Source organism: Kluyvera sp. 142486, from assembly GCF_046569695.1.
GTDB lineage: Bacteria > Pseudomonadota > Gammaproteobacteria > Enterobacterales > Enterobacteriaceae > Kluyvera.
The window spans coordinates 172,789-197,955 of the sequence record NZ_JBKHUI010000004.1 but is presented as its reverse complement, the minus strand read 5'-3'; the positions used below and the strand labels follow the sequence as shown (position 1 = coordinate 197,955).

23 protein-coding genes and 1 riboswitch are annotated in these 25,167 nt (G+C 57.1%); of the genes, 14 read left to right on the top strand and 9 right to left on the bottom strand.

The features are described from left to right. Window positions 1-21: 21 nt before the first annotated feature. The 5 genes from bioB to uvrB all read left to right on the top strand — a co-directional run bounded on the left by bioB (window position 22) and on the right by uvrB (window position 6,277). Window positions 22-1,062 (top strand): biotin synthase BioB, encoded by a 1,041-nt coding sequence (bioB, locus tag ACLGE8_RS06660; RefSeq protein ID WP_410997385.1) that lies wholly within the window; start codon window positions 22-24, stop codon window positions 1,060-1,062. Beyond that, window positions 1,059-2,216, top strand: coding sequence for an 8-amino-7-oxononanoate synthase (gene bioF / locus ACLGE8_RS06655; RefSeq protein ID WP_410997383.1), 1,158 nt, complete (start codon window positions 1,059-1,061; stop codon window positions 2,214-2,216). Before bioB ends, bioF begins: the two co-directional genes overlap by 4 nt. Beyond that, on the top strand, window positions 2,200-2,955 hold the full coding sequence (gene bioC, locus ACLGE8_RS06650) for a malonyl-ACP O-methyltransferase BioC (protein WP_410997381.1): 756 nt from the start codon (window positions 2,200-2,202) through the stop codon (window positions 2,953-2,955). Before bioF ends, bioC begins: the two co-directional genes overlap by 17 nt. Next, a complete protein-coding gene (gene bioD / locus ACLGE8_RS06645) occupies window positions 2,948-3,625 on the top strand; it encodes a dethiobiotin synthase (RefSeq protein WP_410997379.1) in 678 nt (225 codons plus the stop codon). The genes bioC and bioD overlap by 8 nt, the downstream gene beginning before the upstream one ends. A gap of 627 nt (window positions 3,626-4,252) precedes the next feature. Further along, window positions 4,253-6,277, top strand: a complete 2,025-nt coding sequence (uvrB, locus tag ACLGE8_RS06640; RefSeq protein WP_220438402.1) for an excinuclease ABC subunit UvrB — start codon at window positions 4,253-4,255, stop codon at window positions 6,275-6,277. Window positions 6,278-6,635: 358 nt separating this feature from the next. Here the strand turns inward: uvrB and pmrB are convergent, their stop codons facing one another. Genes pmrB through yvcK form a run of 4 tightly spaced genes read right to left on the bottom strand, consistent with a single transcriptional unit; the run spans window position 6,636 to window position 11,018 of the window. Then, on the bottom strand, window positions 6,636-7,715 hold the full coding sequence (gene pmrB / locus ACLGE8_RS06635; RefSeq protein ID WP_410997377.1) for a two-component system sensor histidine kinase PmrB: 1,080 nt from the start codon (window positions 7,713-7,715) through the stop codon (window positions 6,636-6,638). Window positions 7,716-7,718: 3 nt separating this feature from the next. After that, on the bottom strand, window positions 7,719-8,393 hold the full coding sequence (gene pmrA / locus ACLGE8_RS06630; RefSeq protein ID WP_410997375.1) for a two-component system response regulator PmrA: 675 nt from the start codon (window positions 8,391-8,393) through the stop codon (window positions 7,719-7,721). A gap of 10 nt (window positions 8,394-8,403) precedes the next feature. Beyond that, the gene (eptA, locus tag ACLGE8_RS06625; protein WP_410997373.1) at window positions 8,404-10,035 is read right to left on the bottom strand and encodes a phosphoethanolamine transferase EptA; all 1,632 of its coding nucleotides are present in this window, start codon (window positions 10,033-10,035) and stop codon (window positions 8,404-8,406) included. A gap of 59 nt (window positions 10,036-10,094) precedes the next feature. Beyond that, on the bottom strand, window positions 10,095-11,018 hold the full coding sequence (gene yvcK, locus ACLGE8_RS06620; protein WP_410997371.1) for a uridine diphosphate-N-acetylglucosamine-binding protein YvcK: 924 nt from the start codon (window positions 11,016-11,018) through the stop codon (window positions 10,095-10,097). Between the two features lie 240 nt (window positions 11,019-11,258). Continuing rightward, window positions 11,259-11,395: riboswitch (molybdenum cofactor riboswitch) on the top strand. Here yvcK and moaA point away from each other — a divergent pair. The 7 genes from moaA (at window position 11,383) to ACLGE8_RS06585 (ending at window position 15,567) form a co-directional block, all read left to right on the top strand. After that, entirely contained in the window at window positions 11,383-12,372 is a 990-nt protein-coding gene (gene moaA / locus ACLGE8_RS06615) for a GTP 3',8-cyclase MoaA (RefSeq protein WP_333500148.1), read from the top strand. (Overlaps the previous riboswitch by 13 nt.) Window positions 12,373-12,394: 22 nt before the next feature. Further along, entirely contained in the window at window positions 12,395-12,907 is a 513-nt protein-coding gene (gene moaB / locus ACLGE8_RS06610; protein WP_035892242.1) for a molybdenum cofactor biosynthesis protein B, read from the top strand. A gap of 3 nt (window positions 12,908-12,910) precedes the next feature. After that, on the top strand, window positions 12,911-13,396 hold the full coding sequence (gene moaC / locus ACLGE8_RS06605) for a cyclic pyranopterin monophosphate synthase MoaC (protein WP_333500147.1): 486 nt from the start codon (window positions 12,911-12,913) through the stop codon (window positions 13,394-13,396). After that, window positions 13,389-13,634, top strand: a complete 246-nt coding sequence (gene moaD / locus ACLGE8_RS06600) for a molybdopterin synthase sulfur carrier subunit (RefSeq protein ID WP_410997369.1) — start codon at window positions 13,389-13,391, stop codon at window positions 13,632-13,634. The genes moaC and moaD overlap by 8 nt, the downstream gene beginning before the upstream one ends. 1 nt (window position 13,635) lies before the next feature. Next, a complete protein-coding gene (moaE, locus tag ACLGE8_RS06595) occupies window positions 13,636-14,088 on the top strand; it encodes a molybdopterin synthase catalytic subunit MoaE (RefSeq protein ID WP_035892247.1) in 453 nt (150 codons plus the stop codon). Between the two features lie 53 nt (window positions 14,089-14,141). Further along, window positions 14,142-14,846: a Bax inhibitor-1 family protein gene (locus ACLGE8_RS06590; protein ID WP_035892249.1), complete on the top strand. Its 705-nt coding sequence runs from the start codon at window positions 14,142-14,144 to the stop codon at window positions 14,844-14,846. A gap of 310 nt (window positions 14,847-15,156) precedes the next feature. Next, window positions 15,157-15,567, top strand: coding sequence for a YbhQ family protein (locus ACLGE8_RS06585; RefSeq protein WP_035892252.1), 411 nt, complete (start codon window positions 15,157-15,159; stop codon window positions 15,565-15,567). Here ACLGE8_RS06585 and ACLGE8_RS06580 read toward each other — a convergent pair. The 5 genes from ACLGE8_RS06580 to cecR form a co-directional block, all read right to left on the bottom strand. After that, window positions 15,529-16,635: an ABC transporter permease gene (locus ACLGE8_RS06580; protein ID WP_410997366.1), complete on the bottom strand. Its 1,107-nt coding sequence runs from the start codon at window positions 16,633-16,635 to the stop codon at window positions 15,529-15,531. The genes ACLGE8_RS06585 and ACLGE8_RS06580 overlap by 39 nt on opposite strands. Window positions 16,636-16,734: 99 nt before the next feature. Continuing rightward, window positions 16,735-17,868, bottom strand: a complete 1,134-nt coding sequence (locus ACLGE8_RS06575) for an ABC transporter permease (protein WP_410997364.1) — start codon at window positions 17,866-17,868, stop codon at window positions 16,735-16,737. Continuing rightward, window positions 17,858-19,597 (bottom strand): ATP-binding cassette domain-containing protein, encoded by a 1,740-nt coding sequence (locus ACLGE8_RS06570; protein WP_410997362.1) that lies wholly within the window; start codon window positions 19,595-19,597, stop codon window positions 17,858-17,860. The genes ACLGE8_RS06575 and ACLGE8_RS06570 overlap by 11 nt, the downstream gene beginning before the upstream one ends. After that, window positions 19,590-20,585, bottom strand: coding sequence for a secretion protein HlyD (hlyD, locus tag ACLGE8_RS06565; protein ID WP_410997360.1), 996 nt, complete (start codon window positions 20,583-20,585; stop codon window positions 19,590-19,592). Before hlyD ends, ACLGE8_RS06570 begins: the two co-directional genes overlap by 8 nt. Then, complete coding sequence (gene cecR / locus ACLGE8_RS06560; protein ID WP_410997358.1) at window positions 20,582-21,259, bottom strand: transcriptional regulator CecR; 678 nt, start codon at window positions 21,257-21,259, stop codon at window positions 20,582-20,584. Before cecR ends, hlyD begins: the two co-directional genes overlap by 4 nt. 229 nt (window positions 21,260-21,488) lie before the next feature. Between cecR and rhlE the strand changes: the two genes are divergently transcribed. Continuing rightward, window positions 21,489-22,874, top strand: coding sequence for an ATP-dependent RNA helicase RhlE (gene rhlE, locus ACLGE8_RS06555; protein WP_410997356.1), 1,386 nt, complete (start codon window positions 21,489-21,491; stop codon window positions 22,872-22,874). A 96-nt stretch (window positions 22,875-22,970) separates the two neighbouring features. Then, window positions 22,971-25,124, top strand: coding sequence for an ATP-dependent DNA helicase DinG (gene dinG / locus ACLGE8_RS06550; RefSeq protein ID WP_410997354.1), 2,154 nt, complete (start codon window positions 22,971-22,973; stop codon window positions 25,122-25,124). Window positions 25,125-25,167: the final 43 nt, after the last annotated feature.

Sequence of the window (25,167 nt, the reverse complement as noted above, 5' to 3'; positions counted from 1 at the left end):
AACAAAACCCCGGAGAAGCCAATGGCTAACCCTTTACGCTGGACAATGTCGCAGGTCACCGCTCTTTTCGATAAACCGCTGCTCGATTTACTGTTCGAAGCTCAACAGGTTCACCGCCAGCACTTCGACCCTCAGCAGGTGCAGGTGAGCACGCTGCTGTCGATCAAAACCGGCGCATGCCCGGAAGACTGTAAATACTGTCCGCAGAGTTCGCGCTACAAAACCGGGCTGGAAACTGAACGCCTGATGGAAGTCGAGCAGGTGCTGGACTCAGCGCGCAAAGCCAAGCTGGCGGGCTCGACCCGTTTCTGCATGGGCGCGGCGTGGAAAAACCCGAACGACCGCGATATGCCGTACCTGGAACAGATGGTTCAGGGTGTGAAAGAGATGGGGCTGGAAGCCTGTATGACGCTGGGCACGCTGTCCGATAGCCAGGCGAGTCGTTTGGCGACGGCGGGTCTGGATTACTACAACCACAACCTCGACACCTCGCCGGAGTTCTACGGCAATATCATCACCACCCGCAGCTACCAGGAACGCCTGGACACGCTGGACAAAGTGCGCGAAGCCGGGATTAAAGTCTGCTCCGGCGGCATTGTTGGCCTCGGTGAAACCGTCACCGACCGTGCCGGGCTGTTGCTGCAGCTCGCCAACCTGCCAACGCCGCCGGAAAGCGTGCCGATTAACATGCTGGTGAAGGTCAAAGGCACGCCGCTGGCGGATAACGACGATGTCGATGCCTTTGATTTTATTCGCACCATCGCCGTGGCGCGCATCATGATGCCAACCTCTCACGTGCGTCTCTCTGCAGGCCGTGAGCAGATGAACGAGCAGACCCAGGCAATGTGCTTTATGGCCGGTGCAAACTCGATTTTCTACGGCTGCAAACTGCTGACGACGCCAAACCCGGAAGAGGACAAAGACCTGCAGCTGTTCCGCAAACTCGGTCTCAACCCGCAGCAGACCACGGTCACGGCGGGTGATAACGAACAGCAGCAGCGTCTGGAACAGGTGCTGATGACGCCGGACACTGAGGATTATTACAACGCGGCGGCGGTATGAGCTGGCAGCAGCGCATTGAACAGGCATTAAGCGAACGTCGGGAGGCCCAGGCCTTCCGTTCTCGCCAACCGTTAGCGCAGGGTGCGGGCCGCTGGCTGGTGCGCGATGAGCGTCGTTACTGCAACTTTTCCAGCAACGACTATCTCGGCCTCAGCCAGCACCCGCAGGTGATCCACGCCTGGCAGCAGGGCGCGCAGCTGTATGGCGTGGGCAGCGGTGGCTCCGGACATGTCACCGGCTACCACCACGCGCACCAACGCCTTGAAGAGCAGCTGGCTGACTGGCTGGGCTATGACCGCGCGCTGCTGTTTATCTCCGGTTTTGCCGCCAATCAGGCGACGATCGCCGCACTGGCCGGGCGTGAAGACCGGATCGTCGCCGATCGTCTCAGCCACGCGTCGTTGCTTGAAGCCGCCACGCTAAGCTCGGCGCAGTTGCGGCGCTTTCAGCACAACGACAGCCAGCATCTCTCCAGGCTGTTGGCTACTCCTATCGACGGCCAGCAGCTGGTGGTGACGGAAGGGGTGTTCAGCATGGATGGCGACAGCGCTCCGCTGGCGGATATCGCTGCGACCGCGCGCGAAGCTAACGCCTGGCTGATGGTCGATGATGCGCACGGCATTGGCGTTAATGGCGAAAGCGGACGGGGAAGCTGTCAGCAGCAGGGCGTTCATCCTGAGCTGCTGGTGGTGACCTTTGGCAAAGCGTTTGGCCTGAGCGGTGCGGCGGTGTTGTGCAGCCATGACGTGGCGGATTACTTTGTGCAGTTCGCTCGCCATCTGATTTACAGCACCGCCATGCCACCCGCCCAGGCGGTTGCGCTACAGGCGGCGCTGGCGGTGATTCAGAGCGATGATGGACAGCAGCGACGCGAAGAGCTGGCGCAGCACGTGGCCGCGTTTCGCCGCGGTGCGCAGGGGCTGGATTTTGCATTGACAGATTCACAAAGCGCGATTCAGCCGCTGATTGTTGGCGAGAACCAGCAGACGCTCGTTCTGGCAGAACAACTGCGTGAGCAGGGCTGCTGGGTGACGGCAATTCGTCCGCCGACGGTGCCAGCGGGGACAGCGCGTTTACGCTTAACGCTGACCGCCGCGCATGAAGCGCAGGATATCGACTTATTGCTGGAGGTGCTGCATGGCAACCGTCAATAAACAGGCGGTGGCGGCGGCGTTTGGCCGCGCGGCGGCGCACTATCATCAGCACGACGAGTTACAGCGCCTGAGTGCACGACAGCTGCTGTCTCAGCTGCCGGCGCAGGCGTTTGACCGAGTGCTGGATGCGGGCTGTGGACCGGGCAGCTACAGCCGCTACTGGCGCGACAAAGGGAGCCATGTGACGGCACTGGATCTCTCGGCGGAAATGCTTGAGCAGGCGCAGCGTCAGCAGGCGGCAGACCGTTATCTTCAGGCCGATATTGAAGCGATTCCACTGCCCGCAGGGGGCTTCGATCTGGTGTGGAGCAATCTGGCTATTCAGTGGTGTAGCGACCTCCACGTAGCGCTGGAGGGGCTGCATCGCCAGCTTAGCCCCGGCGGCACGCTGGCCTTTACCACCTTAACGGCAGGTTCGTTGCCAGAGCTGAATCAGGCCTGGCGTGCCGTTGACCAGCGCCCACACGCCAACCGTTTTCTTCCCGAGACGGCGCTGCAGGAGGCGCTAGTTGGCTACCACAGCCGCAGCATTGCCACCTCCATCACGCTAGCTTTTCCCGATGCGCTGAGCGCCATGCGTTCCCTGAAAGGCATTGGTGCGACGCATCTTCATGAGGGGCGCAGCCAGCAACCGCTGACGCGCAGCAGGCTACAGCAGCTTCAACTGGCGTGGCCGTCTCAGGCGGGAGTATTCCCGCTGACTTACCATCTTTTTACAGGAGTGATCTCGCGTGACTGAACGCTTTTATGTAACCGGCACCGATACCGAAGTCGGAAAAACCGTTGCCAGCACCGCGCTGCTTCAGGCGGCTGGTTCGCTTGGGCGGCGTACGGCGGGGTACAAACCGGTTGCTTCCGGCAGCAAAATGACCGTCGACGGTTTGCGCAACAGCGACGCACTGGCGCTGCAACGCAACAGCGTGCTGCCGTTACGCTATGAGCAAGTGAACCCGTATACCTTTGCCGAGCCGACCTCTCCGCATATCGTCAGCGCCGACGAACAGCGGCCTATTGAGGCCAGCGTGCTCTCTGCCGGGCTGCGTGTGCTGGAGGCTGAAGCCGACTGGGTGCTGGTGGAAGGTGCCGGTGGCTGGTTTACGCCGCTCTCCCCGACGCTGACCCTGGCGGATTGGGTGCAGACAGAACAGCTGCCGGTCATCCTGGTAGTGGGCGTGAAGCTTGGCTGCATCAACCATGCGGTGTTGACCGCGCAGGCAGTTCAACAGGCGGGGCTGCGGCTGGCAGGCTGGATTGCCAACGATGTGACGCCGCCGGGGCGTCGCCATAAAGAATACCTCAGCACGCTCCAGCGAATGCTTCCCGCACCGCTGCTCGGGGAGATCCCGTGGCTGGGTGATGAGGTTGAATCCCAGCCGCTTGGGCAATACCTTGACCTGAGCGCTCTGTAAGTCGTTTTTCTGGCACGCCTTTTCCTTCTTCATTCGTAAGCACTAACCCGCAGATAACGTAAGGAAATCGCCCATGTTGATGGACAAAATGGGCGTGCTTTTTCGCTGATAAATATCAAAATCGGCAATAAAATATTTTTTTGCATTCACGTTGACACGCTGTTGCGCAAATCGCCGGGTGGCGGGGGATAGGGGCTAGCGGCAGTTATCCACTATTCCTGTGGATAACCCTGTGCATTAGAGTTAGAAAACCTGCGGTAAACGAGAGAACATGCGGCCTGCGCCTGAATTGATGCGAAACGCGGCTTTTCGATGTTTTTTATAAAATTCAACAAGATAAATAAAAGCAATGGCGTAACAAAAAGTGCTGCGGATTGCCATAAAACTTTCATGACCTATATTGACAAATGTTAAAAGAGAAAAAATTCTGGGGATAACCTTATCAGGCTGGTGTTTTATCTGGTCAGAGGATAAATTTCAGCCGCTCTTGCTTGCCGTTGCCCCAGGAACACGAAATACAGTAAGTGATTACTGTTTTTATATCCAGTATTTTTTATTGGCAATTCGGCAGGCGGCGAGTAGAATTAATCTCCAGCCCGGCCCATTCGTCATCAGGTAGCGTTGTCCATGAGTAAACCCTTCAAATTGCATTCTGCGTTTAGTCCTTCAGGCGACCAGCCTGCTGCCATTTCACGCCTGAAAGAGGGGCTGGAAGACGGCCTGGCGCACCAGACGCTTCTGGGCGTGACCGGGTCGGGGAAAACCTTTACCGTCGCCAACGTCATCGCTGACCTTCAGCGCCCGACGATGGTGCTGGCACCGAACAAAACGCTGGCCGCTCAGCTATACGGCGAAATGAAAGCGTTCTTCCCGGAAAACGCGGTGGAGTACTTCGTCTCCTACTACGACTACTACCAGCCGGAAGCGTATGTTCCAAGCTCGGATACCTTTATCGAAAAAGATGCCTCGGTGAACGAACATATCGAACAGATGCGTTTGTCCGCCACCAAAGCGCTGCTCGAACGCCGCGACGTAGTGGTGGTGGCCTCGGTGTCCGCTATCTACGGTCTGGGCGACCCTGACCTGTACCTCAAAATGATGCTGCACCTGACGGTGGGTATGATTATCGATCAGCGCTCCATTCTGCGCCGTCTGGCTGAATTGCAGTACACCCGTAACGATCAGGCGTTTCAGCGCGCGACCTTCCGCGTGCGCGGCGAGGTTATCGACATCTTCCCGGCCGAATCTGACGATCTGGCACTGCGCGTTGAGCTGTTTGACGAAGAGGTGGAACGCCTCTCGCTGTTTGACCCGCTGACCGGCCACGTTGATTCGACCATCCAGCGCTTTACCATCTACCCGAAATCGCACTACGTGACGCCACGCGAGCGTATTGTGCAGGCGATGGAAGAGATCAAAGTGGAGCTGGCAGACCGCCGCAAGGTGCTGCTGGCGAATAACAAACTGCTGGAAGAGCAGCGCCTGAGCCAGCGTACCCAGTTTGACCTCGAAATGATGAACGAGCTGGGCTACTGCTCCGGCATCGAAAACTACTCGCGCTTCCTCTCCGGACGCGGGCCGGGCGAGCCGCCGCCGACGCTCTTTGACTACCTGCCGGCGGACGGCCTGCTGGTGATCGACGAATCACACGTCACCATTCCCCAGATTGGCGGCATGTACCGTGGCGACCGCGCGCGTAAAGAGACGCTGGTGGAGTACGGCTTCCGCCTGCCGTCCGCGCTCGACAACCGTCCGCTGAAGTTTGAAGAGTTTGAAGCACTGGCACCGCAGACTATTTACGTCTCGGCGACGCCGGGCAATTACGAGCTGGAAAAATCCGGCGGTGATGTGATTGATCAGGTGGTGCGTCCAACCGGGCTGCTCGATCCGCTGATTGAAGTGCGTCCTGTTGGCACGCAGGTAGACGACCTGCTGTCGGAAATTCGTAAACGTTCGGTGATTAACGAGCGTGTGCTGGTGACTACGCTGACCAAACGTATGGCGGAAGACCTGACGGAATATCTGGAAGAGCACGGTGAGCGGGTGCGCTACCTGCACTCTGATATCGATACCGTGGAACGTATGGAGATCATCCGCGACCTGCGTCTGGGCGAGTTTGACGTGCTGGTGGGGATCAACCTGCTGCGTGAAGGCCTCGATATGCCGGAAGTCTCACTGGTGGCGATTCTGGACGCCGACAAAGAGGGCTTCCTGCGTTCCGAGCGCTCGCTGATTCAGACCATCGGTCGTGCGGCGCGTAACATCAATGGTAAAGCGATTCTCTATGGGGACAAAATTACCCCGTCGATGGCGAAAGCGATTGGTGAAACCGAGCGTCGTCGCGAGAAACAGCAGCGCTATAACGAAGAGCACGGCATCGTGCCGCAGGGGCTGGTGAAAGACGTTGTTGATATTCTGGCGATGGGCGAGGGGCTGGCGAAAACCAGGGCTAAAGGTCGCGGTAAGTCGAAAAATGCGGTCACCATCGTCGAGCCGGATGTTCAGGCGCTGACGCCAAAAGCGCTGCAGCAACAGATTACGTCGCTGGAAGCGCAAATGCTCAAACACGCGCAGAACCTGGAGTTCGAAGAAGCGGCAGAGATTCGCGACCGGCTGCACCAGCTGCGCGAGCTGTTTATCGCCACGTCATAAGTGGGTGCCGCCCCGGCGGCGCTTCGCTTGGCCGGGCTACAGTCTGGCGCGTGAAAATTAAGTAGGCCTGATAAGCGCAGCGCCATCAGGCATGTGTGTAGCCCGGGTGAGGCGTTTACGCCGACCCCGGGGCGGCACGAACGCCTCCCCGGGCACAATTTCTCTGAATTGAGGCAGCCATCACGGGCCGGGAACCAGCCTTAAGGTTCGCTTAATATAATCTACTGATACTATCCGTAAAATCATTGAGGGTAGTGTTATGTCGAATCTGAACGTCCAACAGCTGTTCACCGTGCTTGTCTCTGTTGCCATAGTAGCCTGCTTTGTTTGCCACTGGATGCTCACCTTCTGAAGCGCCTTAGCGCTTCGTCGGTTGAAACTCTACCCATGCCCGCGTCCCGGTTTTGGTGTCGCGGTTTTGTAAAAAGAACGCCGCCTCATGCAGCTGGGCGATGCGCGTAACGATACTCAACCCCAGACCAATACCGCCATACCGGCTGTCCATGCGCACAAACGCCTGGCTCAGCTCGCCCACCTTCGACTCATCGATCCCCGGACCTTCATCTTCCACGACCAGCATCGGCCGCGCATCCTGAACCAGCGACAGCGTAATCGCTGACGTTTTTGGACTATAACGATGGGCATTCTCAACCAGATTGCGCAGCAGCAGGCGCAGCAGCGTGGCGTCGCCCGAAACGGTCACCGTTGGCGTTGGTTCGGCAATCACCAGCGTTTGCGCACGCGTTTCCAGCATCGTTTCCAGCTCGCCCTTCAGTGGCTCAATCACGTCGCTCAACAGATTCACCTGCTGATAGCTCCCCGCGGAGAACGATTGGCCGACGCGGGCGAGCAGCAGCAGTTGCGCCACGCTATCGGTCATTTGATCCAGGCGTTGTACTAACGGGGACAGGTTGAGCTTCTGGGTTTTCTCCAGCAGCTCAAGGTGCAGCTTTAATCCCGCCAGCGGCGTGCGCAGCTCGTGGGCGACGTCGGCGGTAAACAAGCGCTCTCGGTTAAGCGTCTGCGTCAGGTTATCAACAAGCTGGTTGATAGCGTTGGTCACCGCCTCGACTTCCACGGTGGTCTGCTGAAGAAAGATTGGCTGCAAATTCCCCGGCGTACGCGAATCCAGCTCTTGTTGCAGGTCGGCCAGCGGACGGGTGATCCGCTTCACTGCCTGCAGGCAGAGGAAGAGCGCAAGGCCAATAATCAGCATGCTGGGTACCAGCAGGCTGGCAATCGCTTCACGCACCTCGTGGCGGATGTGCTTGGCGTTGTTGTGGTTATGCATCAGCATCGCGACTTCCAGCTCAATCTGCTCTTTGCTCTCATGCCAGAGCCAGAACACGCTAATGAGCTGGAACACCACCAGAATCACGCCGATGGCGAGCAGCAACTGATGGCGCATCGGCCACTTGCGGATGGAAAATAGCGCCATGCCTTACTCCGCTTTGTTTATCGCGTTAACCAACTGGTAGCCAAACCCGCGTACGGTGCGGATCCGCGCTTTACCTACCTTGTCACGCAGGTTGTGGATATGCACTTCCAGCGTATTGGTCGCCGGTTCGTTATCCCAGTTGTAGATATCGTTGTAGAGGATTTCGCGGTGCACCGGGCTGCCCGCTTTCAGCATCAGGCGTGAAAGCAGGGCATACTCTTTCGGCGTCAGTTCCAGCAACTCTTCATTGAGCCAGACCTGACGACGGGTGACGTTAAGGCGCAGATTCTCAACCGTAATTTCGTTATCGCCCTGGTTGAGGTTACGTCGCAGCAGGGCGCGAATGCGGGCATTCAACTCTTCCAGCGCGAACGGCTTCACCAGATAGTCATCTGCACCGGTATCCAGCCCCATCACGCGATCTTCCAGCGTATCGCGGGCGGTCAGAATCAGCACCGGCACGCTTATTTTTTCCTGACGCATACGGTTTAAGAAGTGCAGACCGTCTTCGTCTGGCAGACCTAAATCCAGTACTACCAGGCTGTAATGTCCGTTAGCCAGGCTCAGCGCCGCCTGCTGCGCGGTTTCTACACCATCACAGGCGTATCCTTCGCTCTGCATTGCCAGAATCAGCCCCTGTAATAATAGGGTGTCATCTTCCACGACTAATATTTTCATCTGCTGGCCTCTATTTACAGGTGGCTAATATATCATCCGCTGCGCGATATTCCTGGGTCTCTACGCCGGTTAATCCCAGCATTGTAGAGAACAGATTATCCTGCGAGTAGTCATTTTCTTTGGCCTTTTGCTGCAGGCAGGCGTAATTAACGCCATAGCGTTTCTGATAATCATCAGATAACCATAACAGCATTGGTACATGTTTTTGCGTTTCCGGAGCAATGGAATAAGGCAGTCCGTGTAAATAAACGCCATTTTCACCCAAAGATTCACCGTGGTCGGAAAGGTAAACCAGGCTGGTGGTGAATTTATCCTGTTTGGATTGCAGCAACTTTATTGCTTTATCGACAATATGGTCGACGTACAAAATTGTGTTGTCGTAGCTATTTTTCAGCTGTTCCTGGCTACAGGACTGAATTTCGCTGGTGTCGCAGGTTGGCGTGAAGCGACGGAATTCCGGCGGATAACGGTTGTAATAGGTCGGGCCGTGGCTGCCAATGGTGTGCAATACGATGACGCCATCACCCTGCATGTTATCAATGGTCTTTTCAAGGTCATGGAACAGTACGTCATCGTAGCATTCACCGTCGATGCACTGCCCTGGCAGGTTCAGCGCGGTGACATCCTGGTGCGGCACGCGGTCACAGGCGCCTTTACAGCCGCCATCGTTATCATTCCACTGCACCTGAATCCCGGCGCGCTGAATAATATCCAGCAGCCCTTCCTGGTGGTGCGCTAACGACTCGTCATAACCAGTGCGCGGCATATTAGAGAACATGCACGGAACCGAGACCGCCGTAGCTGTCCCGCAGGAGGCCGTTTTTGGGAAATAGACGACGTTATCTTTTGCCAGCAATGGGTTGGTTTCACGTTCGTAGCCGCCCAGTGAGAAGTTAGCGGCGCGTGACGTTTCGCCGACGATTAATATCGTCAGATTTTTACGCGGGCCGTTTTTCATCACCGCTTTTTGTTTGGCATCTTCGCCAATTTTCACCAGCGGCAAGTTATCCATCTCATGGTGAAAATACCAGGAGTTCATGGCCACAATGCTGTTAGACGGGTTAAGCGATTTCACCAGCTCTTTATTATTGCGGAACAGCGACGCGTAATCTTTATAGAACAGGCCGGCGACCAGAAGGATTAACAGCGCCGATACGAGAACGGTGCCCGCACGCATTATTGTGCCGCGCCACATGCTTGCTGCCGGTTTAATTTTGATCCACCAGGCTAGCGCAATAGCGAGCAGGGCGGTAAAGGCAAATACCATAATCATCTGCCCGGAGAGCAGAGCGTAGCTTTCCGCAGGGGTCGTATCGAGAATATTGGTAATCATCGAACGGTCGACAATGATGCCAAAGTTCATCATGAAATACTGCGCGCTGGCGCTGAGCAAAATAAACAGCGTCGTGGCGACTTTCTCTAAGCGAATCACCGAAGCCAGGGTCAGCAAAATAGCCATCACCGCGAAGGCGACTACCGGCATGGACATGAACACCAGCGCGTTGTGCAGGCCATCGACCGGCAGCAGCGTAAAAGCCTGGCGATAGAAAACGATGTTCAGCGCCAGAGCGATGTACAGCGAAAACAGGATGATGTAGGTCAGTCGACTGACGGCAGGACGATGGCGAAACAGGCGAAGCATAGCGTTGAACCCAAAGAGATTGATGCTCGCTATGCTGCCTGACGTTTTTTAAGACAACCTTAAGATTTTAAGGAAACGCGACCAAAAGCCTGAAGCGCCTCTTCTAGTGCAGCACGTAACAGATGGCGATCGTGGCGATACGGAATGTCGCTGGCCTCCAGCGGTTGCTGAATCACCAATTTCCCTTCTACGCCGCTGACGTCCGTTTTGGGGCCAGCAATCACGGCATCGATAACGGGTTTACCAATGTAGTGCTCCAGCAGCGCAAGGCGGTCGCTGAGGGTCAAGTGGCCTGCAGGGCTATGCTCCCGGCCGAGGTTTTCAATGTAAACCATTTGCGCCGGGGTGCGGCGCAGCGCCTGGGCAATCTCCGGCAGCAGCAGAATGGGCAGCAGGCTGGTGTAAAAACTGCCGGGGCCAATCAAAATCAGATCCGCTTCAGCGATGGCCTGCACCGCCTCGCGGGTGGCGGAAACTGACGGCGTTAACATCAGCTCCTGCGGCGGCAGCGCAAGCTGATCGATATTTACTTCGCCGTAGATTTCATGCCCCTCGCTATCGATCGCCATTAAATCGACCGGCTGCTCGGACATGGGAATCAGTGAAGCCTCAACTTTCAATAGATTTCTTATTAAATTGATAGCCTCTAAAGGCCGCACGCTCAGGTGATCAAGAGCCTTTAACATCAAATTTCCGAGGTTATGCCCAGAAAGTTCACCGTTACCGCCAAAACGATACTCAAACATCGTCGAAGCAACGCTGGGTTCGGTAATTAATTGATTAAGACAGTTGCGCATATCGCCCCAGGCGATGCCGCCTTCCGAGCGGCGGATACGCCCAGTTGAGCCGCCGTTATCGGTGGTGGTGACAATGCCGGTCAGGCGAGAACCAAGGGTGGAGAGAGACGACATCACGCGTCCAAGTCCGTGCCCGCCGCCGAGCGCCACAACGCGGTCGAGATCGGCAAAAGTGCGATTGCGCATACAACTTCCTTATGTCTGAAAAACCTGCTTACATTAGCCTAACTACCTCTAAAAGACGATGCTCCACCCCCAGCAAAATGACGTATATCAATGCAAAAACGTGATTTTTACGTATTCTGTAGGGAAAGTGCACGATAGGCTCGCTATATATAAGTTTATATAGCGTCAGCGAAAATGGCGAAACCTTTATTCTCGCGCTACTATTCGGCATAACATGGTTCAGTCATCCTGCCATGCAGGTTGAACAACACACTCTAGCCTCTGCGCCTAAGTTGAAAAATACGGCGCTTTGGCCGCAACGGCAAACGCTGTTGCCAGGGCGAAGGAAGAAATGATCTCGCCTCCCGTATTTGGAAAGGTGTCTATGGCTTCACAACTCACTGATGCGTATGCACGCAGCTTCTACTATCTGCGTTTGTCGATTACCGACGTATGCAATTTTCGCTGCACCTACTGCCTGCCAAACGGCTACCAGCCTAATGGGGTCACTAATAACGGATTTCTGTCTCTGGACGAAATTCGCCGGGTGACGCGCGCCTTTTCGGCGCTGGGTACGGAAAAAGTACGTCTGACCGGCGGGGAACCCTCTCTGCGTCGCGACTTTACCGACGTCATCGCCGCCGTGAGAGAGAATGCCGCTATCCGCCAGATTGCCGTGACCACCAACGGTTATCGTATGGCGCGTGACGTGGCGGGCTGGCGTGATGCGGGTTTAACCGCGATAAACGTCAGCGTCGACAGTCTGGACGCGCGCCAGTTTCATGCCATCACTGGCCAGGATAAATTCCGCCAGGTAATGGACGGCATCGATGCCGCCTTTACCGCGGGCTTTGAAAAAGTGAAGGTCAACACCGTGCTGATGCGCGATGTGAACCATCACCAGCTCGACACCTTTCTGGCGTGGATCAAACCGCGCCGCATTCAACTCCGCTTTATTGAACTGATGGAAACCGGCGAAAGCAGCGAGCTGTTCCGCAAGCACCATATCTCTGGCATGGTGCTGCGCGATCAACTGCTCAAGCGCGGCTGGATCCATCAAATCCGTCAACGCAGCGACGGCCCGGCGCAGGTATTTTGTCATCCCGACTACGAAGGGGAAATCGGCTTAATTATGCCGTATGAGAAAGACTTCTGCGCCAGCTGTAACCGTCTGCGCGTATCGTCCATTGGGAAGCTGCATCTGTGCCTGTTTGGCGACGGCGGCGTTGACCTGCGTGAACTGCTGGCGGATGACGCTCAGCAGCAGGCGCTGGAAGCACGCATCGCTGAAGCGTTAACCCACAAAAAGCAGACCCACTTCCTGCATCAGGGCAATACCGGAATTACGCAGAATTTGTCCTATATTGGTGGATAATTCCAAATCAAGGAGCACGTAAATGAGTCAGGTGAGCGCTGAATTTATCCCGACACGCATTGCTATTCTTACTATTTCCAACCGTCGCGGCGAAGAGGACGATACCTCCGGTCACTTTCTGCGCGACTCCGCCCAGGAAGCTGGGCATCAGATTGTTGATAAGGCCATCGTCAAAGAGAACCGCTATCAGATTCGCGCCCAGGTTTCCGCCTGGATTGCCCGCGACGACGTACAGGTGGTGCTGATCACCGGCGGTACCGGTCTGACCGATGGCGACCAGGCCCCGGAAGCGCTGCTGCCGCTGTTTGACCGCGAAATTGAAGGCTTTGGCGAAGTGTTCCGCATGCTCTCCTTTGAAGAGATTGGCACCGCGACGCTGCAATCCCGCGCCGTCGCCGGGATGGCGAACCGGACGCTGATTTTCGCGATGCCGGGTTCAACCAAAGCCTGCCGTACCGCGTGGGACAACATTATCGCCCCGCAGCTGGATGCCCGTACGCGTCCGTGCAACTTCCACCCACATCTGAAGAAATAAACCATGTCGCAACTGACCCATATCAACGCGGCGGGTGAAGCCCATATGGTGGATGTCTCCGCCAAGGCGGAAACCGTCCGCGAAGCGCGCGCTGAAGCGTTTGTTACCATGCAGCCGGAAACTCTGGCGATGATTATCGAAGGCAGCCACCACAAAGGCGACGTGTTCGCCACGGCGCGTATCGCCGGTATTCAGGCGGCCAAGCGTACCTGGGATCTTATCCCGCTGTGCCACCCGCTGATGCTGAGTAAGGTGGAAGTTAATCTGCAGGCCGAGCCGGAACACAATCGCGTGCGCATTGAATCGCTCTGTCGCCTGACCGGGAAAACCGGCGTTGAGATGGAAGCGCTGACGGCCGCCTCGGTCGCCGCGCTGACGATTTACGACATGTGCAAAGCGGTGCAAAAAGATATGGTCATTGGCCCGGTTCGCCTGCTGGCGAAAAGCGGCGGCAAATCGGGCGATTTCAAGGCGGATTCCTATGATTAATGTGCTGTTTTTTGCTCAGGTCCGCGAGCTGGTGGGCACCGACTCGCTGGCGCTGGCGCCTGAGTTTGCAACGGTTGAAGCCGTTCGCCAGCATCTGGCGGCGCAGGAAGGGCGCTGGTCTCTGGCGCTGGAAGAGGGCAAGCTGCTGGCGGCGGTTAATCAGACGCTGGTGAGCTTCGACCATCCGGTTACAGACGGCGACGAAGTGGCGTTTTTCCCACCGGTAACAGGAGGCTAAAATGAGCGAGACCCGAATTATCGTCCGCCATGAGCGCTTCAGCGTTGGCGACGAGTACCCGTGGCTTGCCGAGCGCGATGAAGATGGTGCGGTCGTGACCTTTACCGGCAAGGTGCGTAATCACAACCTGGGCGATAGCGTTAAAGCGCTGACCCTGGAGCACTATCCGGGCATGACTGAAAAAGCGCTGGCGGAGATCGTTGATGCCGCGCGCGAACGCTGGCCGCTCGGCCGCGTGACGGTCATCCACCGTATTGGTGAAATGTGGCCTGGCGAAGAGATTGTATTTGTAGGCGTCACCAGCGCGCACCGCAGCAGCGCGTTTGACGCTGGCGAATTTATCATGGATTACCTGAAAACCCGCGCGCCGTTCTGGAAACGTGAAGCCACGCCGGAAGGCGAGCGCTGGGTGGAAGCCCGCGACAGCGATAAACACGCCGCCGAGCGCTGGTAAGCCGTGAATGTGATACGCTTAGAATAAGTTCTACTCACACTCAGGAGAAAGTCATGGAACGATTCCCTCGGTCCGACTCAATTGTGCAGGCACGTAGTGGTCTGCAAACCTATATGGCGCAGGTATACGGCTGGATGACCTGCGGGTTGCTGCTGACGGCGTTTATCGCCTGGTATGCGGCGAATACTCCCGCGGTAATGATGTTCGTCTTTTCCAGCAAAATTACCTTCTTTGGTCTGATCATTGCACAGTTAGCGTTGGTATTCGTGCTCTCGGGCATGGTGCAGCGTTTGAGCGCAGGCATGGCGACTACGCTGTTTATGCTCTACTCAGCGCTCACCGGGCTGACGCTATCGAGTATTTTCATCGTCTATACCTATTCGTCCATCGCCAGCACCTTCGTGGTGACCGGCGGGATGTTCGGTATTATGAGCCTGTACGGCTACACCACGAAGCGTGACCTGAGCGGCTTTGGCAACATGCTGTTTATGGCGCTGATCGGTATTGTGCTGGCGTCACTGGTGAACTTCTGGCTGAAAAGCGATGCGCTGATGTGGGCCATCACCTACATCGGGGTGATTGTGTTCGTTGGCCTGACCGCTTACGACACCCAGAAGCTGAAAAATATCGGCGAGCAGATTGACGTGCGCGATTCGTCGAACCTGCGTAAATACGCCATTCTTGGCGCGCTAACGCTGTATCTCGACTTCATCAACCTGTTCCTGATGCTGCTGCGTATTTTCGGCAACCGCCGCTAACGTGGCATTGAACGTGTAGGCCGGATAAGGCTTTTACGCCGCCATCCGGCAATGCGCGTCGGGGTACCTGATGGCGCTGCGCTTATCAGGCCTACAGGCGCGAATTAGTAGCCCGGCCGAGCGCAGCGACGCCGGGAATCTCACCTAATCCCCTGCATTTTCCTCTTCGTTAAATGAATGTTTAGGCACAATTCATCACCCTGTTGGTGAAAATAGTGACAACAGCGTCACAAAAAGCACCACTATTACGGAATTTTCCGTAGACTTGGGTACTCTGAATAAGCGAATAAAATTCTTCAGGAGAGAAGCCATGAAGTGGCAACAACGAATTCGTGTCGCAACAGGACTGAGTTGCTGGCAGATTATGTTGCATTTACTGGTCGTCGCCGCACTGGTGATGGGCTGGATGGGCGGCGCGCTGGTGCGCGTAGGCCTTGGGCTCTGCGTGCTGTATGCCGTGACCGTCGTATTGATGCTGGCGCTGCAGCGCCACCCTGAGCAGCGCTGGCGTGCCTTCGCCGACGTGCTCGAAGAGTTAACCACCACCTGGTATTTTGGCGCGGCGATGATTGCCGTCTGGTTGCTGTCACGCGTACTGCACAACAATTACCTGCTGGCGCTGGCCGGGCTCGCTATCCTTGCAGGCCCTGCCGTGTTCTCACTGCTGGTAAAAGAGAAAGCCTCAGGCGATCTTGCGGCGAAACATCGCGTACGCCACTGATCCCGTCGTGGCCGCTATAAACAGTAGCGGCCACAAACTTCCCCAGATAATCGACAAACTCGCATCCTTCAAATAGATCTGCTTGGTGATATCGGTAAAGTGCCGAATTGGGTTTATCCACGTCAGATGCTGCAACCACACCGGCATGTTCTCAACCGGCGACACGTAACCCGACAGCAGAATGGCGGGCATCATAAAGACGAATACCCCAATAAATGCCTGCTGCTGCGTTGAACACAGCGATGAGATAAGCAGCCCGAAGCCCACCAGCGACAGCCCGTAAATCACCATCGTAAAGTAGAACAACGCCAGCGACCCGGCGAAGGGGATCTGATAGGCCCATATCCCGACCGCCAGCACGATGCTTGCCTGGAAGGTTGCCACAATCAGCGCAGGCACCGCCTTGCCAACGAAAATTTGCCAGGTGGCCAGCGGGGAGACCAGCAGCTGGTCGAGCGTGCCCTGTTCGCGTTCGCGTGCCACCGACAGCGAGGTAACGATCATCACCCCGATGGTGGTGATCATGGCGATCAGCGACGGCACCACGAACCATTTGTAATCGAGATTAGGGTTGTACCAGTTACGCACCACCAGCTCGCTGTTATTGGGTTTTGCTTTTCCCTCCAGCAGCTCCTGCTGATAGTTTTTGACGATCTGCTGCAGATAGTTAGCGGCAATCTGGGCGCTGTTCGAGTTACGCCCGTCGAGCAAGAGCTGCATCGGTGCGGTCTGGAAGGTATCGAGATTACGCGAGAAATCAGCCGGGAAGCGCACCAGCAGCAGCGCCTTCTGGGTGTCGATGGTTGGCTGGATCTCCTGCGGGCTTTGCAGCAGCAGAACGTGGGTAAACGCTTTGGCGCGAGCGAAGCGCTGGGTCAGCTCTACCGAATGCTTGCCGTTATCTTCGTTATAGACGGCGATGGTGGCGTTGGTCACCTCGAGCGTGGCGGCAAAGGGGAACAGCAGCACCTGGATCAGCACTGGCATTATCAAAATGGCGCGTGTCTGCGGTTCGCGCAGCAGCGACTGTAGCTCTTTGCGGATAAGCGTCCATAAGCGGTAAAACATAGTGCCGTCCTCATGTCGGGTGGCGCTGCGCTAACCCGACCTACCAGGCTCGTAGGCCCGGTAAGCGCAGCGCCACCGGGCAATATGCGAGCACGAAAATTAATCCAATCGACGTTTGGTCTTCATCCACGTCAGGCCAATAAACATCACCGCTGAGGCAATCAAAAACAGCGTGTTGACCATTAGCACTACCGGAATATTCCCCGCCAGAAACAGGCTTTGCAGGGTGCTGACGAAATAGCGCGCAGGGATGATATAGGTCACCACGCGGATGGCCGCTGGCATACTGTCTATCTGGAAAATAAACCCGGACAGCATAATCGACGGCAGAAACGCGGCGTTCAGCGCCACCTGGGCGGCGTTAAACTGGTTGCGGGTGATGGTCGAAATCAGCAACCCCATTCCCAGCGTGCTGAGCAAAAACAGACTGGTGATGAAAAACAGAATCACCAGCGAACCGCGATACGGCACGCCGAGCACAAACACCGACACCAGCATACAGAGCAGCATCGCCAGCATGCCGAGGAAGTAGTAGGGGATAAGCTTACACAGCAGCAGCTCGACGCGGGTCACTTCGGTGGAGAGCAGCGCTTCCATGGTGCCGCGCTCCCATTCGCGGGCGATCACCAGCGACGTCAGGATCGCGCCGATAACCGTCATAATGATGGTTATCGCCCCCGGAATAATAAAGTGCTGGCTGATGGCCGCCGGGTTAAACCAGTAGCGGGTCTGCACGTCGATTAACGGTTCGAAGCTCTGGCCGTTATCTTCCGCGCGCTGTTTTTGCCACAGCTGCCAGATCCCCTCGACGTAGCCCTGCACAAAGTTAGCGGTATTAGGCTCGCTGCCGTCGGTGATCACCTGAATCGGCGCATCGTCGCCGGGGCGGGCCATTTTCTTATCAAAATCCACCGGCACCACCACCAGGCCGCGAATGCGCCCGGCCTGCATCATCTCGATCAGTTGCTGGCGATTGTCGCTAATGGTGGCGTCGATATAGGGCGAGCCGGTGAGGATATGGGTGAAGTCCAGCGCCTCTTTGCTCTGCTGTTCGAGCAGCACGCCAACCCGCAGCTTGCTGGAGTCGAGGTTGATGCCATAGCCGAAAATAAACAGCAGCATCAGCGGGATCACCACCGCAATCAGCCAACTGCTGGGATCGCGAACGATCTGCCGCGTCTCCTTCACGCACAGCGCGCGCACGCGCCGCCACGATAGCCCTTTAGCGCTCATCGGCATGCTCCTTATCCCAGTCGCGAATGAGGGTGATAAACGCCTGCTCCATGGTCGGGTCGGGCTGTTGCTCATCCGCGGCTTTGGCTTTTAAATCGTCCGGCGTGCCGCTGGCAATCAGCTTGCCGCGATAGACCAGACCGATACGGTCGCAGTATTCAGCTTCATCCATAAAGTGGGTGGTCACCATCACGGTGACCCCTTTCTCCACCATGCTGTTGATGTGCAGCCAGAATTCACGGCGGGTGATGGGATCGACGCCGGAGGTCGGTTCATCGAGAAACAGAATATCCGGCTCGTGCATCAGCGAGCAGGCCAACGCCAGACGCTGCTTAAAGCCCAGCGGTAATGCGTCGGTGGTGTGACGAGCGATTTCCTTCAGGCCAAACGCCTCGCTCATGCGCTCAATTTTGTCGTTCTGTACCCGCCCGCGCAGGCCATATACGCCGGAGAAGAAACGCAGGTTCTGTTCGACGGTCAGGTTACCGTAGAGGGAAAATTTCTGTGCCATATAGCCCAAATGCTGGCGGGCTTTGCCGGAACCGGTTTTCAGATCCATATCCAGCACTAACGCGTTGCCGGAGGTAGGAACCAGCAGGCCGCACATCATCTTGAAGGTGGTGGACTTGCCTGCGCCGTTGGGCCCGAGCAGGCCGAAAATCTCGCCGCGTTTGACGGCGAAGTTTACGTGGTCAGTGGCGGCGAAATCGCCGAATTTCTTGGTGAGCTCTCGGGCTTCTATAACCGTCTCATCCGCTGAACCTTCAACGGTGTGCAAAATCGCTCCCAGCGGGGATTCAGACGTGCCCGCGCCGCCGAGCAGGTCGATAAACGCATCTTCAAAGCGTGGCGTGGTCTCTTCAATGACCAGCTCCGGTATGCCCGGCGCGCGTTTGAGATCGTCCGCCGTTGCCGATTTCTTCAGAATAACCCGCACCGAGCGGCCCTGAATCATCCCGTCGCTGACCATCTCCTGCTTCAGCGCGTGCTGTAACAGTCGGCGGTTGTTCTCTACCGGGCTATGCATTAAAAAGCTGCGCCCGGCCATGGTGCGGGTGAGGGCGGTGGGTTCGCCCTGATAGAGCAGCTCGCCTTCGTTCATCAGCAGCACGTCCTGGCACTGCTCGGCTTCATCGAGATAGGAGGTGCTCCAGAGGATCAGCATCCCGTCGCCTGCTAATTCATGCACCATCTGCCACAGTTCGCGGCGGGAGATGGGGTCTACGCCGACGCCGGGCTCGTCGAGCAACAGCACCTTCGGTTCGCCAACCAGCGTACAGGCGAGCCCCAGCTTCTGCTTCATGCCGCCGGAGAGTTTACCGGCCAGACGTGAGGTAAACGGGCCGAGCGCGGTAAATTCCAGCAGGCGAGCGAAGGTTTTCTCGCGCGCTTCGCCGGTGACGCTGCGCAGGTCGGCGTAGAGGTTGAGGTTCTCCATTACCGTAAGGTCTTCGTAAAGGCCGAACTTCTGTGGCATATAGCCCATCACTGAGTGCAGGGCGCTATCGTCACGAATTGGGTCAAGCCCCAACACCACGGCGCTGCCGTCGTCGGGTTTTAATAAACCCGCCAGCATGCGCATCAGCGTGGTTTTCCCCGCACCGTCCGGGCCGACCAGCCCGGTGACGTAGCCGGCGTTAATCGTGCAGTCCAGCTTCGCCACCGCTGGTTTGTTCATGCCGGCGAACTGTTTAACCAGCCCGTGCAGCTGAATCTGCTGTTCACTCATGGCGCGGCTCATCGCTAAAGTGCAGCGTGACCGGCATCCCCTGACGCAGGCTAGCGTCGGCATCGGTCACGATAATGCGCAGACGATAGACCAGGTCGGTACGCAGGTCGGGTGTTTCAACGGTTTTTGGGGTGAATTCCGCGGTTGGCGACACAAAACCAATTTTACCGTGGTACGGCTTATCCGGGCGACCGTCGGTATAGAGCAGAATCTCGCGACCCGGCTGCGCCTGGCTGAGATTTTTTTCATCCACATAGGCACGAACCCACACCGGATGGGTCAGGGAGAGCGTCAACACCGTGCTGCCCGCGCTAAGCATGCTGCCCGGCTCCACGGCGCGGGTGAGCAGCGTACCGTCCGAAGGGGCGGTGAGTACGGTGTCCTGTAAATCGAGTGTAGATTGTGCCAGCTGCGCCTGAGCCTGTTCCAGATTAGCTTTGGCCTGGGCGATTTCCTGTGGACGGTTGCCGGCGCGGTACTGACTCAGTTTATCCTGCGCGGATTTCAGCGTCGCCAGCGCCTGGTCACGAGAGGATTTCGCGTTTTCCAGATCGTTTGCCGACAACAGCCGTTTGCTCCACAGCCCCTGCTGGCGCTGCAAGAAGCTCTGCGCGTAGTCATAGGCGGCCTGCGCTTGTTTGACCGCCGCCGCCGCCTGCGCAATCTCTTCGGCCCGGTAGCCTGCCATCATCAGGTCGTACTGCGCCTGGGCGGTGGCGACGTTGGCTTTTGCCTGCATCAGCGCGTTTTCAAATGGCGCTTTATCCAGTTCGCCCAGCGACTGCCCCTGCTTAATGGCATCCCCCTCGTCAACCGCCAGCGACTGCAGGCGCCCGCCGACACGGAAGCTCATATTAACGGTGCGAATATCGACGTTTCCATATAGGGTCAGGCCGTTATTTTGCCGACTCTGATACCACCATGTTCCGCCGCCAATCAGGGCGACGATGACCACCACGACCAGAATAAGCGCTACCGGTTTTTTCATGACTTCAGGCTCCTTTGCGTCAGTCCTTGCAAAATCAAATCGATGTGGCAGGTCACCACCTGGAAAATCTGCTCGGCCTTATCGGCGTCAAACTGCGACCAGCCGGTGCGCATCAGGATGGTTTCCCGCCCGAGGCGAAAGGCCAGCACTTCGCCGAGCAGCGCGTGGGTATGGAGGATCATCTGCGTACTGTTGGCCTCGCAGCCAGTATAGGCGGCAATCAGCCGGGTGAGGTGCGCGTGCAGCGGGGCGATAACCTGATCGTGAATGCGTTGGTAGGCGGCGGTCGGTGAAAGCTGCTCGCGGGAGATAAATTTGCTGAGGTTCAGGGTGTCGTCCTGGGTTAACAGCAGGATCATGTTCTGGCAGGCGTTAAGAATCAGCGCCCGCATCGCTTCTCTGTCCGGCTCTGGCTGGGCAAAGAGCTTTTCTGCCGCTTCGGCATGCGGGCGGAAGTTCTCGCCAATAAAGTCGGCAATCCACTGCGCGCAGGCCTGGTATAAATCTTCCTTTGAGCCAAAATAGTAGGTAATCGCTGCGATATTCTGCCCGGCCTGGGCGGCGATGTCTCGGGTGGTGGCATGCAGCCCGTACTCGCCAAACTGGGCGAGCCCCGCGGCTATTAGCTGGCTTTTGGCCTGCTCACCTTTACTGGTTATTGGCGTTGCATTCATTGTGCCACCAAAAATTAATCAAACGATTGATTAAGATTATGCCGCGTTTTTAAACTTGTCCAGTCTGGTGAATAATCTTGTTTTCTCCGCCGGAGGGGATAATTTATGCGGTGCATCACAAAAACTGCTACACTCCGCCCCTTCATGACATTGTGGTTTTTGTCATTCCCCCGTTTTTTATCCCCTCGAAAACTACACCGCGTGCGGTCGGGGTGGGTGTGGAGTATGTATGTCTTTTGATTCCCTCGGACTGAACCCCGATATTCTGCGTGCCGTTGCCGAGCAAGGCTACCAGGAACCCACTCCTATTCAGCAGCAGGCGATTCCTGCTGTACTGCAGGGCCGTGACCTGATGGCCAGCGCGCAGACCGGCACCGGTAAAACCGCAGGCTTTACGCTGCCGCTGCTGCAGCTGCTGGTTTCCCGCGAGCCGCACGTTAAAGGCCGCCGCCCGGTGCGCGCGCTGATCCTCACACCAACCCGTGAGCTGGCCGCCCAGATTGGCGAAAACGTCCGCGAATACAGCCGCTACCTGAACATCCGTTCGCTGGTGGTTTTCGGTGGTGTGAGCATTAACCCGCAGATGATGAAGCTGCGCGGCGGCGTTGACGTGCTGGTGGCAACGCCGGGTCGTCTGCTGGACCTCGAACATCAAAACGCCGTGAAGCTGGACCAGGTTGAAATTCTGGTGCTGGACGAAGCGGACCGCATGCTGGATATGGGCTTTATCCACGATATCCGCCGTGTGCTGACCAAACTGCCCGCTAAGCGTCAGAACCTGCTGTTCTCCGCGACCTTCTCTGACGACATCAAAGCGCTGGCAGAAAAACTGCTGACCAACCCGCTGGAAATCGAAGTGGCGCGTCGCAACACCGCTTCCGAGCAGGTGACGCAGCATGTACACATGGTCGATAAAAAGCGTAAGCGCGAACTGCTGTCGCAGATGATTGGTCAGGGTAACTGGCAGCAGGTGCTGGTCTTCACCCGTACCAAACACGGTGCGAACCATCTGGCAGAGCAGCTGAACAAAGACGGCATCCGCAGCGCGGCAATTCACGGCAATAAATCACAGGGTGCGCGTACGCGTGCGCTGGCTGATTTTAAATCCGGTGATATTCGCGTGCTGGTGGCAACCGACATCGCCGCGCGTGGCCTCGATATCGAAGAGCTGCCGCACGTGGTGAACTACGAGCTGCCAAACGTGCCGGAAGATTACGTTCACCGTATCGGCCGTACCGGCCGTGCGGCGGCCACCGGTGAAGCGCTGTCTCTGGTGTGTGTTGATGAACTCAAACTGCTGCGTGACATCGAACGTCTGCTGAAGAAAGAGATCCCACGCATCGCCCTCGATGGTTATGACGTCGATCCGTCAATCAAAGCTGAGCCGATTCAGAATGGTCGCCAGCAGCGTGGCAGCGGTAATGGTGGCAACGGCGGTGGCCGTGGCCGCGGTCAGAGCCAGGGTCAAGGCCAGGGCGCAGGTCGCAGCCAGCAGCCGCCGCGTCGTAACGACGGCGGGGCGCCGAAAGCCAAGCCGCGCAGTGCGGAAGGCAAACCGGCTGGCGATAAGCCACGCCCGCCGCGCCGTCCGCGTAAACCCGCAGCAGCACAGTAAATTGCGAGCCCGGCCGAAAGCCGGGCTTTCTTTTTTGCGGCATCGTGCAGAAAATGCCACAATAGTGGCTGTTTATACAGTATCTCAGGTTTTCTCATGGCTTTGACCGCTGCGCTAAAAGCGCAAATCGCCGCCTGGTACAAGGCGCTCCAGGAACAGATTCCCGACTTTATCCCCCGCGCGCCGCAGCGGCAGATGATTGCTGACGTCGCCAAAACGCTTACCGGGGAAGAGGGGCGGCACCTGGCGATTGAAGCGCCGACCGGCGTCGGGAAAACGCTCTCGTATCTGATCCCCGGCATTGCCATTGCCCGCGAAGAACAAAAAACGCTGGTAGTCAGTACCGCCAACGTTGCCTTACAGGATCAGATCTACAGTAAAGACCTGCCGCTGCTGCGCAAAATTATCCCCGACCTGCGCTTTACCGCTGCCTTTGGCCGTGGGCGCTATGTGTGCCCGCGTAATCTGGCGGCGCTCGCCAGCACCGAGCCGAACCAGCAGGACCTGCTGGCGTTCCTCGACGACGAACTCACGCCAAACAACCAGGAAGAGCAGAAGCGCTGCGCAAAGCTAAAGGGTGATCTCGACGGCTACAAGTGGGATGGCCTGCGCGATCACACCGATATCGCCATTGACGACGATCTGTGGCGTCGCCTGAGCACCGACAAAGCCAGCTGCCTGAACCGCAACTGCCACTACTACCGCGAATGCCCGTTCTTCGTCGCTCGCCGCGAAATTCAGGAGGCGGAAGTGGTTGTCGCCAACCACGCGCTGGTGATGGCCGCGATGGAGAGCGAAGCGGTGCTGCCGGAGCCGAAAAACCTGCTGCTGGTGCTGGATGAAGGCCACCATTTGCCTGACGTCGCCCGTGATGCGCTAGAGATGAGCGCGGAGATTACCGCGCCGTGGTATCGGCTGCAGCTTGATCTCTTTAGCAAGCTGGTAGCGACCTGCATGGAGCAGTTCCGCCCGAAAACTACGCCGCCGCTGGCATTGCCGGAGCGGCTGACCGCCCACTGCGAAGAGCTTTACGAGCTGATTGCTTCACTCAATAACATTCTGAATCTCTATCTTCCCGTCACCCAGGAGGCCGAGCACCGCTTCCCGATGGGCGAATTGCCTGATGAGGTGATGGAGATTTGCCAGCGTCTGGCCAAGCTTACCGAGATGCTGCGCGGGCTTGCCGAGCTGTTCTTAAACGATCTGAGTGAAAAAACCGGCAGCCACGATATCGTGCGGCTGCACCGCATTATTTTGCAGATGAACCGCGCCCTGGGTATGTTTGAGTCCCAGAGTAAGCTGTGGCGGCTGGCTTCGCTTGCTCAGGCGTCGGGCGCGCCGGTGACCAAGTGGGCGACGCGTGATATGCGCGATGGGCAGATGCACGTCTGGTTCCATTGCGTCGGTATTCGCGTGAGCGATCAGCTCGAACGCCTGCTGTGGCGCAGCGTGCCGCATATTGTGGTCACTTCGGCAACTTTGCGTTCACTGAACAGCTTCTCCCGTCTGCAGGAGATGAGCGGTCTGAAGGAGAAGGCAGGCGATCGCTTCGTTGCGCTGGATTCGCCGTTCAACCACGTCGAACAGGGTAAAATCGTTATTCCGCAGATGCAGTATGAGCCGCTTATCGACAATGAAGAGCAGCATATTGCTGAGATGGCAGCCTACTTCCGCGAACAGGTTGAAAGCAAAAAACATCACGGCATGCTGGTGCTGTTTGCCAGCGGGCGCGCGATGCAGCGTTTCCTCGAGTACGTTACCGACCTGCGACTGATGCTGCTAGTGCAGGGCGATCAGCCGCGCTATCGGCTGGTGGAGCTGCACCGTAAACGGGTGGAAAACGGCGAGCGCAGCGTGCTGGTTGGCCTGCAATCTTTTGCCGAGGGTCTGGATCTGAAAGGTGACCTGCTCACTCAGGTGCATATCCACAAAATTGCCTTCCCGCCAATCGATAGCCCGGTAGTCATTACCGAAGGGGAGTGGCTGAAAAGCCTCAACCGCTATCCTTTTGAGGTGCAGAGTCTACCCAGCGCCTCGTTTAACCTGATTCAGCAGGTTGGGCGCCTTATCCGTAGCCATGGCTGCTGGGGCGAAGTGGTTATCTATGATAAGCGGTTGTTGACCAAAAACTACGGTAAGCGTTTACTGAATGCGTTACCGGTTTTCCCGATTGAACGCCCGGAAGTACCGGAAGTAAAGCAAAAAGCCCCCACGGCGAAACCCAAATCGCCGCGCCGTAAAAAACGGTAGCCCGGTCGAGCGTTGTGCCGTCGGGACGAAGCCGCCGAATGAG